This window comes from Paradesertivirga mongoliensis (assembly GCF_024436395.1).
In the GTDB taxonomy this organism is placed as follows: Bacteria; Bacteroidota; Bacteroidia; order Sphingobacteriales; family Sphingobacteriaceae; genus Paradesertivirga; species Paradesertivirga mongoliensis.
Window position 1 is genome coordinate 327,516 of sequence record NZ_JAFMZO010000004.1, and the last position, 15,288, is coordinate 342,803.

Annotated in this window: 13 protein-coding genes and 1 tRNA gene; 12 read left to right on the forward strand and 2 right to left on the reverse strand. The window is 43.5% G+C overall.

From position 1 onward, the window contains the following. The first annotated feature begins 65 nt into the window (after positions 1–65). The 7 genes from J3P43_RS17010 to J3P43_RS17040 all read left to right on the forward strand — a co-directional run bounded on the left by J3P43_RS17010 (position 66) and on the right by J3P43_RS17040 (position 6,449). On the forward strand, positions 66–1,037 hold the full coding sequence (locus tag J3P43_RS17010; RefSeq protein ID WP_255904694.1) for a glycosyltransferase family 2 protein: 972 nt from the start codon (positions 66–68) through the stop codon (positions 1,035–1,037). Further along, positions 1,034–1,822, forward strand: a complete 789-nt coding sequence (locus tag J3P43_RS17015; protein ID WP_255904696.1) for a beta-carotene 15,15'-monooxygenase — start codon at positions 1,034–1,036, stop codon at positions 1,820–1,822. The genes J3P43_RS17010 and J3P43_RS17015 overlap by 4 nt, the downstream gene beginning before the upstream one ends. A 3-nt stretch (positions 1,823–1,825) precedes the next feature. Further along, the gene (locus J3P43_RS17020) at positions 1,826–3,325 is read left to right on the forward strand and encodes a GH3 auxin-responsive promoter family protein (protein WP_255904698.1); all 1,500 of its coding nucleotides are present in this window, start codon (positions 1,826–1,828) and stop codon (positions 3,323–3,325) included. Next, entirely contained in the window at positions 3,325–4,497 is a 1,173-nt protein-coding gene (locus tag J3P43_RS17025; protein WP_255905106.1) for a 1-deoxy-D-xylulose-5-phosphate reductoisomerase, read from the forward strand. The genes J3P43_RS17020 and J3P43_RS17025 overlap by 1 nt, the downstream gene beginning before the upstream one ends. Positions 4,498–4,510: 13 nt before the next feature. Next, on the forward strand, positions 4,511–5,830 hold the full coding sequence (gene rseP / locus J3P43_RS17030; RefSeq protein WP_255904700.1) for an RIP metalloprotease RseP: 1,320 nt from the start codon (positions 4,511–4,513) through the stop codon (positions 5,828–5,830). After that, on the forward strand, positions 5,830–6,360 hold the full coding sequence (hscB, locus tag J3P43_RS17035; protein WP_255904702.1) for a Fe-S protein assembly co-chaperone HscB: 531 nt from the start codon (positions 5,830–5,832) through the stop codon (positions 6,358–6,360). The genes rseP and hscB overlap by 1 nt, the downstream gene beginning before the upstream one ends. A gap of 9 nt (positions 6,361–6,369) precedes the next feature. Beyond that, positions 6,370–6,449: transfer RNA gene (locus J3P43_RS17040), tRNA-Leu, on the forward strand. 528 nt (positions 6,450–6,977) lie between these two features. Here the strand turns inward: J3P43_RS17040 and J3P43_RS17045 are convergent. Then, positions 6,978–7,325 carry a winged helix-turn-helix transcriptional regulator gene (locus tag J3P43_RS17045; protein WP_255904704.1) on the reverse strand — a complete coding sequence of 116 codons (348 nt, stop codon included), beginning with the start codon at positions 7,323–7,325 and terminating at the stop codon, positions 6,978–6,980. A gap of 105 nt (positions 7,326–7,430) precedes the next feature. Here J3P43_RS17045 and J3P43_RS17050 point away from each other — a divergent pair, with 105 nt between their 5' ends. The 5 genes from J3P43_RS17050 to J3P43_RS17070 all read left to right on the forward strand — a co-directional run bounded on the left by J3P43_RS17050 (position 7,431) and on the right by J3P43_RS17070 (position 11,573). Then, entirely contained in the window at positions 7,431–8,135 is a 705-nt protein-coding gene (locus tag J3P43_RS17050) for a nitroreductase (RefSeq protein ID WP_255904706.1), read from the forward strand. A gap of 78 nt (positions 8,136–8,213) precedes the next feature. Next, entirely contained in the window at positions 8,214–8,957 is a 744-nt protein-coding gene (locus J3P43_RS17055; RefSeq protein WP_255904708.1) for an NADPH-dependent F420 reductase, read from the forward strand. Between the two features lie 24 nt (positions 8,958–8,981). Next, entirely contained in the window at positions 8,982–9,404 is a 423-nt protein-coding gene (locus tag J3P43_RS17060; RefSeq protein ID WP_255904710.1) for an organic hydroperoxide resistance protein, read from the forward strand. 1 nt (position 9,405) lies between these two features. Continuing rightward, positions 9,406–10,449, forward strand: coding sequence for an LLM class flavin-dependent oxidoreductase (locus J3P43_RS17065; RefSeq protein ID WP_255904712.1), 1,044 nt, complete (start codon positions 9,406–9,408; stop codon positions 10,447–10,449). After that, complete coding sequence (locus tag J3P43_RS17070; RefSeq protein ID WP_255904714.1) at positions 10,446–11,573, forward strand: NtaA/DmoA family FMN-dependent monooxygenase; 1,128 nt, start codon at positions 10,446–10,448, stop codon at positions 11,571–11,573. The genes J3P43_RS17065 and J3P43_RS17070 overlap by 4 nt, the downstream gene beginning before the upstream one ends. 303 nt (positions 11,574–11,876) lie before the next feature. Here J3P43_RS17070 and J3P43_RS17075 read toward each other — a convergent pair whose 3' ends face one another. Then, positions 11,877–15,152: a glycosyl hydrolase gene (locus J3P43_RS17075; protein ID WP_255904716.1), complete on the reverse strand. Its 3,276-nt coding sequence runs from the start codon at positions 15,150–15,152 to the stop codon at positions 11,877–11,879. Between the last annotated feature and the right edge of the window lie 136 nt (positions 15,153–15,288).

The following is a 15,288-nucleotide window of genomic DNA, read 5'->3' on the forward strand; positions in this document are numbered from 1 at the left end:
ATGTCTAACAAACCTTCACCATATCTGCACATAAATTCATCTGCACATCTGCACATTTTTCGCCCGTGTTTTTTTCAATAATCATCCCGCTTTATAATCGCCCACAAGAAATTGATGAGTTGCTGGATACGCTCACAAGGCAAACGTATACGCAATTCGAGGTGCTGGTTATCGAAGACGGTTCAAAGATCACCGCGAAGGAGATTGTCGAGTCGTACAAAGACAGGCTCGAAATAAATTATTTTTTTAAAGAGAACGAGGGGCAGGGCTTTACCAGAAACTATGGCTTTGCCCGGGCTAAAGGCAATTATTTTATAGTCTTTGATTCGGACTGCCTGATCCCGGAAGACTACCTTCAAAACGTTAATAACCATATCCTGCAACATCAGCTCGACGCTTACGGCGGACCTGACGCGGGGCACCATTCATTTACCCCGATACAAAAAGCGATAAGTTATGCGATGACCTCTCCATTTACCACCGGAGGGATTCGCGGCAACAAGAAAAACCTTGGGGGCATGTTTCATCCCCGCAGTTTTAATATGGGGATATCAAGAAAAGTATGGGAAGCCAGTAAAGGCTTTATTTTAACCCGATTGGGTGAGGATATTGAATTTAGTATTCGTATTCATTCGCTGGGTTTCAAAATTGGCCTCATCCCTGATGCTGTTGTTTATCATAAGCGACGGACAAGTTTTAGTCAGTTCTATAAACAGCTCCATTTTTTTGGAAGAGCGCGAATAAACGTGTTTAAATTCTTTCCCTCCGAACTAAAGCTTGTACATTTTTTTCCTGCCTTATTTACCTTATTCCTGGCTTTTACATTGCTCGTAAATGTTTTTCAGCATGCGATATCGATTTTAACCAACTTTTTCCTGGTTCTGTATGTTCTGTTAATATTTTTTCATTCCTGGAGCGTAAACAAATCGTTATATGTTGCATTTTTAAGCATATTTGCAGCCATTATTCAGCTTACTGCATATGGACTGGGATTTATGCAGGATTTTATTAAAAGAATAATTTTTAAACGTTCATGATAGATTTTCTTAAGGAAAGTACCTTCGCTGTAAAGGATGTTATACAGTTGGCTCGGGTTGTCTTAAAAAGGTATTACTTCGCCATTGTTGGTCTGTGTTTGCTCCTGTTTCTCGTGCCTACTATATCACGGGTATTGGCCGCACTTTTGAACGATATCCATCCGATACTTAACATTCTTTTTCTTCTGATCTTTGTTCTTACCTATTTTGGCTTCCAACTCACCATCATTAAGTACATTTTCCACGCTTTGGATAAAGAAGAAAATGAAGTTTCGGTAATTAAAGCCTGGCCATCCACAACAGAAGTGATTAACTTTCTACTGGGCACCCTTAGCTTTATCATCTGCTGTTTAATTATCCTTGCTGTGTTTGCATTGCTCGGCTTACCACTGGTATACATGGGAGTATCAAAAGAAGACGCGGTTACAATTGCTATCTCTATAGCTACTCTTGTAATTTTTATTGCTTCGATAAGAGTAGTGTTTTTTCCATATTTTATTATCGACAGGCAAATACAGCCGTTAAGAGCCTTACGATTAAGTCTTGCAATAACCAGAGGTAATTTTGTCAAGATATTATTGTTATTATCGTTCTTTGCCATCTTTCACATTTTGTACCTGTATTTAGAGTATAATGAGTTCTTAGGTTTAAGTCTTGTGGTGCTCTTTATAAACTCCTTTTTTATAATTCCTCTCTCAAGTGTCGCTCTAGCAATTGCTTATCGAATAATGATGAGTGAGTATAAAGGTGATCAGGATCCCGATGTGATGGATAATATTATTTAGAGAATGGGTATAAAAGCGGCATTAAGTAAGCCTTTTGCAGCGTTCGCGGTTTGGCAGATTAATAAGTGGAAGAAGAATGCAGTAGCTGCCCAGGAGAAAGTGTTTAAGAAACTTATCCGAAATGCACAAGCTACCTCTTTTGGCCGGGATCATCATTTTTCAGAAATATCATCTTATCTGGACTTTAAAAAACATGTTCCTGTTCGGGATTATGAAGAGCTGAAACACTATATAGAACGTGTTGTTGATGGCGAGCCTAATGTGTTGTGGCCGGGGAAGCCCGCATATTTCGCTAAAACTTCAGGAACAACTTCCGGTGTAAAATACATTCCGATATCTAAGGAGTCAATGCCTGAACATATTAAAGCAGCGCGTAACGCTTTATTGACCTATATTCATGAGACCGGCAAAACAGATTTTGTAGACGGCAAAATGATCTTCCTGCAAGGTAGTCCTGTTTTAAAGGAGCATGCTGGAATTCAAACCGGGCGCTTGTCCGGCATTGTTGCCCATCATGTTCCCAATTATCTTCAAAAGAACCGGCTTCCATCGTATCAAACCAATAGTATCGACGATTGGGAGGAAAAAGTTGATGCGATAGTGGAAGAAACTTATAAAGAAGATATGCGCCTGATTTCAGGCATACCGCCATGGGTGCAAATGTATTTCGACAAGCTATCTGCAAAAGTCGGCGGAAAAAAGATCAAAGATATTTTTAAGAACTTCAGCCTGTTTGTATATGGAGGGGTTAATTTCGAGCCATACCGCGCCAGGATGGAAGAGGTTATCGGGAAAAAAATCGATTCGATAGAAACCTATCCAGCATCCGAAGGATTTATTGCTTACCAGGATTCACAAACCGACAAAGGATTATTGTTGTTAGTCGATGCGGGGATCTTTTATGAATTTATTCCTTCAGAAGAATACTTTAACGAAAATCCAACCAGGCTTTCGCTGGCAGAGGTCGAGCTCGATAAAAACTACGCACTGATATTAAATACGAATGCTGGCCTGTGGGGATATAGCATTGGCGACACCATTAAGTTTGTATCTAAAAACCCGTACAAGATTATAGTCTCTGGTCGGATAAAGCACTATATATCAGCCTTTGGAGAGCATGTTATTGGAGAAGAAGTTGAACATGCGCTCCTCTCTGTTGCTTCGCAGGAAGGAGTGGAGATAACCGAGTTTACGGTGGCCCCGCAGGTGAATTCCATCAACGGAGAATTGCCCTATCATGAATGGTTTATCGAGTTTGCAAAAGCTCCGACCGATCCCGAAGCTTTTCGCCTGAAAGTAGACGCTGCTTTGCAGGAGAAGAATATTTACTATTTTGACCTGATTGAAGGCAAGATTTTACAGCCATTAAAAATTAGAAATTTACAAGCAGATGCATTCCGCAATTATATGAGGGAAGAGGGGAAACTGGGCGGACAAAATAAAGTAGCCCGTTTGTCTAACGACAGGAAAATAGCGGATGCATTGCTAAAATATATACTTTGATTAAACATATCGCCATATTAGGTTCGTCGGGGAGTATCGGTACACAAGCGCTGGAAGTAATTCGTGAAAACCCCGGACTCTTTAAAGTGTCTGTGCTGACGGTCGGACATAATTCGTCTCTCTTAATTGAACAGGCGCTTGAGTTTTTGCCCCTGGCTGTCGTGATAGCAGACGAAAGCAAATATCAGGAGGTTAAATCTGCGCTTTCACGAACTTCTATCAAGGTTTTGAGCGGTGAAAGTGCCTTAGTGGAAGTTGTTCAGCGGCCTGAAATTGATATTGTGCTTACGGCATTGGTGGGTTTCTCCGGACTGCAGCCAACTATAGCGGCGATAAAAGCCGGAAAGGACATCGCCTTAGCAAATAAGGAAACACTTGTGGTTGCCGGAGAGCTGGTAACATCGCTTGCAAAAGAGCATGATGTCAAAATCCTGCCCGTCGATTCAGAACACTCGGCTATTTTCCAATGTCTGGTGGGCGAGAATGTCAGCCGCATCGAGAAGATATATCTCACTGCTTCGGGTGGACCCTTTCGGGGAAAGGACAATGCGTTTCTATCTGGCGTTACGAAGAACGAGGCCTTAAAGCATCCCAATTGGGTAATGGGAGCTAAAATAACCATCGATTCTGCCACATTGATGAATAAGGGCCTGGAAGTGATCGAAGCAAAATGGCTATTCGGCCTCGATGTTTCACAGGTCGACGTGATCGTTCACCCGCAATCTGTCATTCATTCTATTGTTCAGTTTAAAGATGGTTCAATGAAGGCGCAGATGGGATTGCCTGATATGAAATTACCAATTCAATACGCGCTGGCTTATCCGGAAAGAATAAATAGCAATTTTCCGCGTTTTGACTTTTTGCAATATCCTCAACTGACATTTGAACAGCCTGACAAAACTACCTTCAGGAACCTCGCGTTAGCTTTTTTGGCAATAGAAAAAGGAGGAAACATGCCATGTGTCATCAATGCCGCCAATGAAGTAGTAGTGGCCGAGTTTTTGAACGAACGCATTGGTTTCCTACAGATGAGCGATGTGATAGAAAACTGTATGAATAAAGTGTCTTTTTTGAAATCACCAACTTTACAGGATTTTATTGAAACTGACAAAGAAACTCGCATTTTAGCGGATGAATTAGTAACAAACTACAAGACAACAAATCTTAAATAAAATATAAGTACGAATGGACGGACTCGTTATGGCAGGTCAGCTTTTGCTGGCATTATCTATATTAATTATTTTACATGAGCTTGGACACTTCTGGGCCGCTCGTGCTTTCGGAATTAAAGTGGAGAAATTCTATCTTTTTTTCGATGCCTGGGGCGTAAAGCTCTTCAGCTTTAATTACAAAGGCTGCGAATACGGAATTGGATGGCTGCCCTTGGGTGGTTACGTTAAAATTGCAGGTATGATCGACGAATCGATGGATACCGAGCAATTAGCCTTGCCTCCGCAACCATGGGAGTTTCGCTCTAAACCGGCATGGCAGCGCTTAATTGTGATGCTTGGAGGTATAACGGTGAACCTGATCTTAGGCGTCCTTATTTTTTGGATCCTGATTTTTAAGAACGGCGAGACCTTTATTGCCAATGATAAACTGGTACATGGTGTAGTTCCTGGTAAGGTAGGGCAGGAGATCGGAATACAGCCGGGCGATAAGATTCTGGCAATAAATGGAAAACCGGTACAGCGTTTTGAGGAAATCCTGAGCTCGAAGGTTTTACTGGGAAGCGATTTAACCATCGACCGCCAGGGCCAGACCCAAAACATCAATGTACCCACAAGTGTATTAGAGCTTATCTCGGATTATGGTGCCGGCGAGTTTATAACCCCAAGACGCCCTCTGTACAAGGTTATGGAAGTATCCGCCGGCAGTAACGCTGCAAAGGCAGGACTGAAGGCTGGAGATAGTATTATAGCCATTAATAATAGGCCTGTGCAGTTCTTCGACCAGTTCCAGTCGCTTGTACAGGCCAACAAAAACAAGGCTATTAACCTGACTGTGATCAGAGGCGAACAACCTGTTACATTAAAATCGCAGGTTACTGGCGAAGGAACGATAGGAGTGGCCATTCCGCCAAAGTTCCCTACCGAAACTCAGAAGTACTCGTTTATTTCTTCCTTGCCCATTGGAGCTTCCAAGGCATGGGGATCTTTTATGGCTAACGCCCAGGGCATTGGGAAGGTAGTTACCGGTCAGGTGAAAGCCAATAAAGCCTTTACCAGCCCAATTGGTATTGCCCAGATGTTCGGCGCTACGGTAGACTGGACCTGGTTCTGGAGTTTAGTGGGGATCCTTTCTATGGCTCTGGCCCTGATGAATTTACTCCCTATCCCGGCTCTGGACGGAGGGCATGCTGTATTTCTTGTTGTTGAGATGATCAAAGGAAAGCCTCTTGGCGATAAGTTTATGGAGCGTGCGCAAATTGTCGGCTTTGTGATCTTAGTTGCCCTGATGGTGTTCACCCTCGGAAACGATTTGCTGAAGATAATAGTGAATTGATGAACTATTTCGAGTTTTACGATATTCCGGAAGCTTTTCATGTGGATGAAGGCCTTGTAAAGCGAAAGTTTTACGAGTTAAGTAAAACGTATCATCCCGATTTTTATATCAATCACTCAGAGGAGAAGCAACAGGAGATCCTGGAGCTCTCGACGGTAAATAATAAGGCTTATCAGGTATTGTCCAACCCAGGCAAACGTCTTGAGTATATCCTTCAATTACACGGTCATGCAATTGAAGGGGAGAAGTATCAGCTTGCGCAGAATTTTTTGATGGAAATGATGGAGATCAACGAAGCGTTGATGGAACTTGAGTTCGAAGCCGATCCTGCGGTAATAGAAAATACTGAAAAGCAGATTTCGGAGATTGAATCGGCTTTAAACACTGAATTATTAAATTATACCAGTCTGTTTGATCAGCAATCGGGAGCTGAAAAAGAAACTCTTCTGCTGAAAATCAAGGACATCTATTATAGACAAAAATATTTATTGCGAATTCGCGAGAGTTTGAATAAATTCGCATCCCGCTAATAAGCAAATGCCCAGCTGGCGGAATTGGTAGACGCGCTGGTCTCAAACACCTGTGGGAAACCGTGCCGGTTCGACTCCGGCGCTGGGTACAACCCTTCTTTACGTAAGTAAAGAGGGGTTTTTTCTGTAAAAAACTTGCTATAATCCTAAATTTAGGATTTTTCGATTCTACCTCCGGTTAGGGTCTAAATCATTCGCAAGTAATTCGGTACCTCCGAGTGATTCTTGTTTTTATCCTTTAGCATGTTTGTGTGAATAATTTTAGTACGGCTCCGCTTCAACCCGTTTTCGAATCAAAATCAGTTCAACCCTCTCTTTCCGATTAGAATCCTAATGCATTCGCCTTTTCGACGTGCACCAGTCGTATTGCTATCGTAAAATGAAGGGCAACGAAGAAGAAACAAACAGCTAAGTAGACGTCAGATCGTTACTTTAAGATAATCTTTTGAATAATCTGTATGGATAACTTATTACCTTGGTGAGGAGTTTGAACCCCAACTGTCGAAGAATATAACGTAGCCTTTAATTTAACGTTCGCATATTAGAGCAGAGAAATTGAGAGAATTATAGACATAATTGGGCCTTATAATTATCCAGGGATTTATAAATTATTCTAATTAAGTGCCCAGTACCCTTTTACGATGACTAATACCCCAGTCTTTCATTGCATAAATAATCGGTGTTAACGTATCCGCATAAGGCTCGCGAGTGTATGTGATTCTTACCGGATAATCCCCTACCACGGTTCTTTTAATAAGTTGGTGCAGTTCCAGCTCTTTTAACTCTTTAGCCAAAACCTTTGGAGTAATGCCTGGTATACTTTCCTGGATATCAACAAATCTATCATTGCCCACACCGATAGACACAATTATTGGAAGTTTCCACTTACCGCTCATTACATCTAAAAAATCCCGCACCGGATTGATGGTACTTATGCAATCGTTATAACCTCTTTTTACCGCCATAATAGTCTTTTGAAAATAATAAATCGCTTTCCTTTAGGAAAGGACTATACAAAGTAAAGCATATTTTGTGGAAGTTTGCATATTCGATTTATAAAACATTTCATCATGGAAACAGCAACATCAGAAAGAATACAAACGGGCACCTATACATTTAAAGAAGTACTGCATTTAAGAAAATCATGCCGGGGCTTTTTACGAACACCAGTGCCCGGTGACATGATTACCTCCGTTTTGGAAGACGCGCAAATGGCACCATCGAATTGCAATACGCAACCATGGGAAACGCATATCGTTTCAGGAGACAAACTCAAAGAACTTTCGGAGGCTCTCGTAAGAGCAAACAAGGCAGGAAGGTTATCGCCGGATTTTAGCTTTGATACGGATGAATATCACGGTCGTTACCAAGAACGTTACTTTAACCTGGCTAAGACTCATTATGAAGGATTTGGGATTAAACGTGATGATAGAGAAGGCCGAAAAGAGGTTTCTGATCTGAATTATAAATTCTTCAATGCCCCACATCTTGCTATACCATTTATGCCATCATTTGGCGATAATGTGCGGGTGGGGGGCGATATAGGAATGTACGGTCAGACATTTCTCTTATCACTCACGGCCCATGGCCTTGCCGGTATCCCGCAAACAGCATTAGGTTTTTTCGCTGGAACCATAAGGGAAATATTGAATGTACCTGGCGAACTTAAAATGTTGTTCGGGATTTCATTCGGCTATGCCGACCCAGATGCGCCAGGCAATTCGTTTAGATTAGGGCGTGATCCACTCTCGCACAATGTCACTTTTCATCCATAAAATATGGGGAGCATCGGTGTTCCGGACCAGTAGGGAATTGACTCACGGGTTTAAAATAGAAACTAAAAATAGAAAGATATGAAAATAGGAATAGTTGGAACAGGTTCCATAGGGAGCATTTTGGCAGAGAAATTATCTCAAGCCGGGCATTATATAAAAGTAACCAACACCAGGGCAATGCCTGAATTAGAAAAAATTGCTGCCAGCTTGGGTGCAACTGCTGCAACCATACAGGATGTGGTAAAAGACGTAGATGCCATTATTTTTTCTATGCCCTTTAATGCGTACAAAGACCTCCCGAAGGACTTATTGAAAGAAGTACCGCAGGAAGTGGTGGTTATGGATACTTCGAACTACTATCCTTTCAGGGATGGTGAGATAGCTGAATTAGAGCAGATGTCCGAAAGCGAATATATTTCCGGAATACTAAATCGTCCGCTTGTTAAGGTGTTTAATAACATTTTAGAATATACCTTGAAACATAAAGGCAAAGCAGCCGGTGCAGACGATCGAATAGCAATCTCTATAGCTGGGGATAACCAGGAACATAAAAAAGTAGTCGCTCAATTGGTTGATCTTACGGGTTTTGATACAGTTGACGCCGGAAGTCTGGCCGAATCCTGGAGACAGCAGCCCGGGACACCCGCGTATTGCACGGAACTGAATGAAGCAGAATTAATACAGGCACTTGCTAACGCTGAAAAAGGAACCGCTCCGGCGATCCGGGATCGGATCATGGATAGACTGAGGAGTAAAGGTAGCTGGCCTGCCTATGAAGAGATCTTAGCTGGAAACCGTGAATTGCAGATAGGTAAAAAATAGAATAATAATTTAACAACAATAACAATGAAAGTTCTATACACAGCAGTTGCCACCGCTACCGGAGGTAGAGATGGTCAGGTAAAAAGTGATAATGGCGTTTTGGATATACAGGTAAGAGCACCCAAAGCCATGGGCGGTGCTAATGACGACTACACAAATCCAGAGCAATTATTTGCAGCCGGTTACGCTGCTTGTTTTGATAGTGCGCTAAACCATACCATCCGCTTAGAAAAAGCAAAGACTGGCGAAACTTCCGTTACTGCAAAAGTGTCAATTGGCCCTCTCGAAGGCGGTGCTTTTGGACTGGCAGTAGAACTTGCAGTAAATATTCAAGGTGTTTCTATTGAAGAAGCACAACGACTTACGGAACGTGCACATCAGGTCTGTCCTTATTCCAATGCCACCAGAAATAACATCGAGGTAAGCCTTGTTACGACAAACAGTTAAAATGATGAAAACACAAGATATTGCTTACTCCATTTTAGAACTGGCACTTGTGCCCGAAGGCAGTACCATCAAACAAACGCTGAACAATTCCCTGGCTTTGGCCAAAGAAGCAGAAGCGCTGGGTTATAAGAGGATCTGGTTTGCCGAACATCACAATTCGGAACATGTCGGCAGTAATGCGCCGTCACTACTGATAGGCTACGTGGCCGAAAACACTGAAAACATCAGAGTGGGTTCGGGCGGCATCATGCTTCCTAACCATTCGCCCTTAGTGATTGCGGAGCAGTTTGGTACACTGGCTCATTTGTATCCCGGCCGCATCGATCTGGGTCTGGGCAGGGCACCGGGTACAGACACAGCAACTGCCCAGGCTATCCGGTCAGATTTCATGCAGGCTGCTCATTCTTTCCCTAAAGAAATTGAGAAAATTCAAAATTACTTTTCTCGCGGTAATAGTGGTTCAAAAGTGAGGGCAGCTATCGCCGAAGGGACTGATGTACCGCTATATATATTAGGATCAAGCACCGACAGCGCTCACTTGGCAGCAAAGAAAGGCTTGCCTTATGCATTTGCAAGCCACTTTGCCTCTACGCATTTACTTGAAGCTCTGCACATTTATCGCGAAGAATTCCAGCCATCTTCAGTTTTGGAAAGCCCTTACACTATAGCCGGTATTAATGTATTTGTTGCAGATACAGATGAACAAGCCGAGCGTTTATTTACTACGCTGATCAGGATGTTCGTTGGCGTATTGACCGGAACTCCGACCGCACTGCATCCGCCAACTGTCATGACTGATGAATTGAGAGGTATGCTGCAGCACCCCGCAGTGCATCAAATGCTGAAATACTCCTTTATAGGCAGCAAGCAAACCGTAAAAGAGCAAGTCCAGGCATTTTTAAACGAGACGAAAGTAGATGAACTCATCGTGGTAACTGCGACGTATAGCCTGGAAGACCGGGTAAAGTCGGTTCAGCTTTTTTCAGAAGTTGTGAATGATATCAATACAGAAACTTCTCGTGCTCATCAAAGGGTTTCAAAATGAGCGAAAGAAAAAAATTAAAGCTGGCTGCAAATATTGATGGCACCGGCTGGAACTTTGTGGGCTGGCAGCATCCAGACATGCCGTCGGACGCCAGCGAGAATATAGACTTCTATATTCAGCAGGCACAACTTGCCGAGGCTGCAAAATTCGACACGCTTTTCCTGGTCGATGTCAGCCATGTTGGTGCGGGCAATATCCCACATTACCTAAGCATGTTCGAGGGCATGACCATTATGTCGGCCATCAGCATGAAAACCAAAAAGATTGGGTTGTCAGCCACCATTGCTACTTCCTATACTGATCCTTACAACGTGGCCAGGCAGGTTTTGTCCCTCGATAAGATTAGTAAAGGTCGTGCCTCTGTTAACGCAGTAACCTCCAATCCCGGCGGTATGGTCAATTTCAGTCGAGGTCATTTAACCAGGGCCGATCAATACCCGATGAACAAGGAATTTATGGAGATCCTGATCGGCCTTTGGGACACTTACGAAGATGATGCTTTCATTCGGAATAAGGAACGGGGAGTGTACCTGAACCCCAACAAAATGCATACGCTGAATTACCGGGGAAAATATTTTTCAGTCGCGGGACCGTTAAACCTGAGCCGTTCGGTGCAGGGCAGGCCGGTACTCTATACCGCCGGCAGTTCGGCTACCTTTATAGATCATGCCTCAAGCTATACAGACGGGGCGTTTATACATGGGGAAACGATGGAAGATACCATGCAAGTAGCCAATGGCATCAGGGCAAGGTTAGCCGAGAAAGGACGTCGCCCGGAAGACTTTGTAGTGATCACCAGCCAAAACCCTATTGTAGGCAATACCGATGAAGAAGCGGTGGCTAAATATAAGCAACTGCTAGAATTTAAGCCAACTAACAGCATACCGGTACCCCTCTTCTTTGGTTCGGCAGAGCGGGTGGCCGCTCAGGTAGCTTTATGGTATGAATCCGGTGCGATGGATATGCTGATGGTCAGGCAGGACCACCCGCACGGATTGAGGGATTTTATCGACCTGGTGGTTCCGATCTTACAGGAGCGTGGTGTTTTTAAGACCGAGTATGGGGGGGATACCTTAAGAGGACATCTGGAGATTCCGAAGCCAGCATTTAGAAAAGTAGGGTAAATATCATTTTACTTTCTTTACGGAAACTGGTTCGATTAGTACGGCCTTGTGTACCGGGGAACTTGGTAAGCCTTAGGTACCACCGAAGTTTTATTAACAACCCCTTTTAGCTTATGTTAGAAGGGGTTTCTTTTTGCATTATCTTCAAAAATGGAGATTTCGGATTAACTAAGTGTTGTTTATTTTCCCTCAGCTTCCCCGCTTTGCAAATTTTAACTGCTAGTTGTTTAAGCGGTTGTGGGGGAACAATAAAAAATGAATTAGTTAGCAATTTGAGGCCGAATAGCGCAATACCTCTAATGGTTATTTACTCCGGCTCAATAATCGCACTTCTCGCAGACCAGAAGCCTGCAAAGGCTCTGATGGAGAAGCAATCATTGGATAGGCATATGTGATTCGCTTTTCTTCCGGCAGTTGTGCATCATAGATCATCCTGTTCATCAAGCTGTTTGCAACACGAATCTCCAAAGTATTTGCTCCTTTCCTTATGTAGGGGGTAATATCAAGTTGCCATGGAGAACACCATACAATTCCAGCATCTTTTCCATTCACAAATACCTGTGCAACAGAACCAGGATTACTTAGGTCAATCTTTATCTCATCATCCGGATGGTTTATCCAAATGGTCTTATCATATATTGCTGTTCCAGAATAGTATTTGATCCTTGGATCGGTATTCTTTGTCCAGTCTTCTAATTTTTTAAAAGTCACCTCTTCTGGTCCGCCAGCCTTTTCATCAAAGCGCACCTTCCACTCACCGTTAATTACCTCGCTTTTAGATGCTTTATTTTCACTCGCTAACACAGGAAGCTTGTCCTGTTTGTCAGTTACTACTATAAAATAGGATTCGCGGGCAGCCATATTCAGTTGGATAGAAACGCTTTGCGCGTCTGACTTCGTGATAGGAATTGAAAAACGTTCACCACTTACTGCGTTCCATAATTGCACTTGCTTTCCCGGGGAATTGAAGGTAAAAAGATTGCGCTCCGCTACATCTTTATGATTATTGAGGAAGTAAATATCAGCATCAGCCAGCTTCTTATGTGCGAAGTAAATCTTAGAGGATTTCGTATCCCCAACCTGCATTTCAACGTCGGGCTTTATACCTGCCGTTTCTAGCGCCTCATTGAGGGACATCCCCCAATAAACGCTTCCCTGGCCAACGTCTTTGGAACCTGATTTTTCAGGAGTTTCACCCCAGAGTTTATCTGCAATGGTTTTGTATTCCTGTTCTTTCCCTATATCCCGGGCCGTTCCGGAGGTATGCGGCTTCGGTCCGTAAACATTTCCCCCCTGCTCAATAATCGAAGCTATCTTTCGTAGGGCATCAAGCGTAATGTCCCCGTTACGGGGGAGAACCATCATTTTATAATTTATTCCATCTGGTAACGTAATTTTGCCCTTGTTACCGTTCATCCGGGTAAGTAAGGCGTCCGTTGTAAAAGCATCAAAATCAAACCCGCCTGGAATATCTGGCAGCCTGTAAGTAAGAATTTTAACGGGTGCATTCTCACCGAGATAAACGCAGAGGTCTGAAGAGGATTTACCTGCACGCATGATAAAAGCGTTTCTTGCCTGGTAGTCCCAAAAAGGGCGACTGTATTTCCACCAGGTATTATTTCGATTGATGGCATAGTGCCTTCCCCCTCCGGTACTGCCCGGTAATTTGTCGAGCCAAGGCTGATAGGCTGAGGCGCATACTACAAATTCATTGATGCCGAAGGCGTAGGCGTAGTCGGCCAGCGACTTCAGTTCAGCTAAAGACGCACTATACTTTGCATCCGTGTATGCTTCCGCGGAAGCAATCTTCTTACCATACAAATGCGCCGCCGACGAGCTCTCTTTGATATCGTAATTGCCCTCCGGATGGATCGCCCAAAACTCCCCCTGGGGCTTGCTTACTTTACTTTTTGCCAGAATAGGGTCGCCAACAATACACAGCGCGTTTCCAATTGCCTGAGCAGTGAATGTTAAACCCTGTGTTTGGGACAGACGTTCAAATGTTCCGTAATAGTTGTCAGCTATCATATCAGCAATATTTCGGCGAACGTCAAACAGGAACCCATCGCTTTCCTTCACTCCGTCTACAACATACCCGAGCATGGCAGGAAGATATGGAGTCGGGTCGTAGCCTCTTCGAGACTTAAATTCGTCGATAAAATTGTCGGTCCAGTTTTGCGAGCCTGCCTCATGACTGTCCATAGCCACCCCCGAAAGGATCCCGCTGTTGGAAGCTCGAAGCGAATCTGCTATCCTTCCCACATAATTCTTCCAATGGATTTCGGCAGCTTTAACGGATAGTTTATCAGATTCAAATCCAATCAGATTTTTTCGACCGTGCTTTGTCATTACACCAGTCGGTACATAAGCGAATCTCATTACCACCCAGTTCCCCGGCGGAACATTCCAGTTTAACCTGCCTTCGGCGTCCATCTTATCGCTGATATTAAGCACCTTTTTCGAATCTATGGCTTCTGCTTTTGCAAAAGCTGGAGTCTTGTCGGCTTCTATGTATTCTGTAAAAAGCCCTGCCTTTTCCTCCCATTGATCCAGCTTGGCTGAAGATTGCAGGTTTACTGCTCCGATCATGAGGGTTTGGTTAGCCTCGGAGTTCTCCCACCAATTGTGTAAATTCAGACGAAAGTATTTCGCTTTTATCGGCTTAAAAGATATTGTTTTCTGGCGCCAGCGCTCATGAGCGCGGTAGATCGGTTTCAGGTCGCAAACTTTATTGTAGTGGATTCCGTCGTTAGATGCTTCTAGTTGGCCAAGGTCTGGCAGTACACGATATCCGGTACCAACAAATACCTCTGATGGTGGCCCAGGTACATTCGTGGCGCTTGTTGTTGCCTTGCCTTTGGGCTGAACCTCATAGCTTATACTCCTTGCTTCAAACTGCTCGGGAAATTCTAAGTTAATGAAGACCGAACTATTCTGCTTAGAGATCTTGGTTAGTGTTTTTTCATTGATGTTGAACATCTTGTGAACATCCAATTCCTTTACGTTGGAGGATATCATAACCCTTTGGGAAGAGGATGTTACCCCTGCACCAACTTGTGCCGGAAATGCGAGCACAGCTACGTCCTTATAGAAGTTATATCCGTTGATAGGTTTAGTCAATTGCCCTGAGAATGTCTTGCCACCTTTGACATAAGTCTCAGTAGCGACAAGCCGTTTCATACTCGTTTCGTTCGTTATCCAGGGCCCGCCTGACACGTAGCCATTGGATAGATGGATTTCAAATGTCAAGCCCAGTCGTTTTGTTTCTTCGGCCGAAAAACGCAACATTTTCCACCACTCAGGTGAAAACCCATCAAGTGCGTTTTCTGCCTTCCCATGACTTTGGTCATAGTAAACAACTCCTCCAACTCCAGCCTTTTTGAACGCTTCAAGGTCTGCTGTTATTCCCTCCCGTGTGGTCTCCGTTTCGCCATGGAACCACCAAACCTTGGTCCGGGCACTATCCTGCGGATGTTTAAATCCGTGAAGCACACTTGATAAATTCTCAATCCGTAATTCCTGCGCGAAACTAAAAAGGCATATTACGATTAAGGAGGTTGTGAGAAGTAACTTAGGCATTCGATCGTTTATAGGTTGACAATATAAGAAGGGATCGAGATTTAAAACGATTTCTAAAGGTATGTCATAATAATCTTACCGGTGTGATATATTATACGAGGAACTTTAAACGATATTAGTGTTTTTGATACCAGCT

Bases quoted from the DNA above. Each gene is read 5' to 3' on its own strand.
- J3P43_RS17020 (WP_255904698.1), top strand. From the start codon at position 1,826: ATGGGTATAAAAGCGGCATTAAGTAAGCCTTTTGCAGCGTTCGCGGTT.
- J3P43_RS17075 (WP_255904716.1), bottom strand. From the start codon at position 15,152: ATGCCTAAGTTACTTCTCACAACCTCCTTAATCGTAATATGCCTTTTT.
- hscB (WP_255904702.1), top strand. From the start codon at position 5,830: ATGAACTATTTCGAGTTTTACGATATTCCGGAAGCTTTTCATGTGGAT.
- J3P43_RS17060 (WP_255904710.1), top strand. From the start codon at position 8,982: ATGAAAGTTCTATACACAGCAGTTGCCACCGCTACCGGAGGTAGAGAT.
- J3P43_RS17055 (WP_255904708.1), top strand. From the start codon at position 8,214: ATGAAAATAGGAATAGTTGGAACAGGTTCCATAGGGAGCATTTTGGCA.
- rseP (WP_255904700.1), top strand. From the start codon at position 4,511: ATGGACGGACTCGTTATGGCAGGTCAGCTTTTGCTGGCATTATCTATA.
- J3P43_RS17070 (WP_255904714.1), top strand. From the start codon at position 10,446: ATGAGCGAAAGAAAAAAATTAAAGCTGGCTGCAAATATTGATGGCACC.
- J3P43_RS17015 (WP_255904696.1), top strand. From the start codon at position 1,034: ATGATAGATTTTCTTAAGGAAAGTACCTTCGCTGTAAAGGATGTTATA.
- J3P43_RS17050 (WP_255904706.1), top strand. From the start codon at position 7,431: ATGGAAACAGCAACATCAGAAAGAATACAAACGGGCACCTATACATTT.
- J3P43_RS17045 (WP_255904704.1), bottom strand. From the start codon at position 7,325: ATGGCGGTAAAAAGAGGTTATAACGATTGCATAAGTACCATCAATCCG.
- J3P43_RS17065 (WP_255904712.1), top strand. From the start codon at position 9,406: ATGATGAAAACACAAGATATTGCTTACTCCATTTTAGAACTGGCACTT.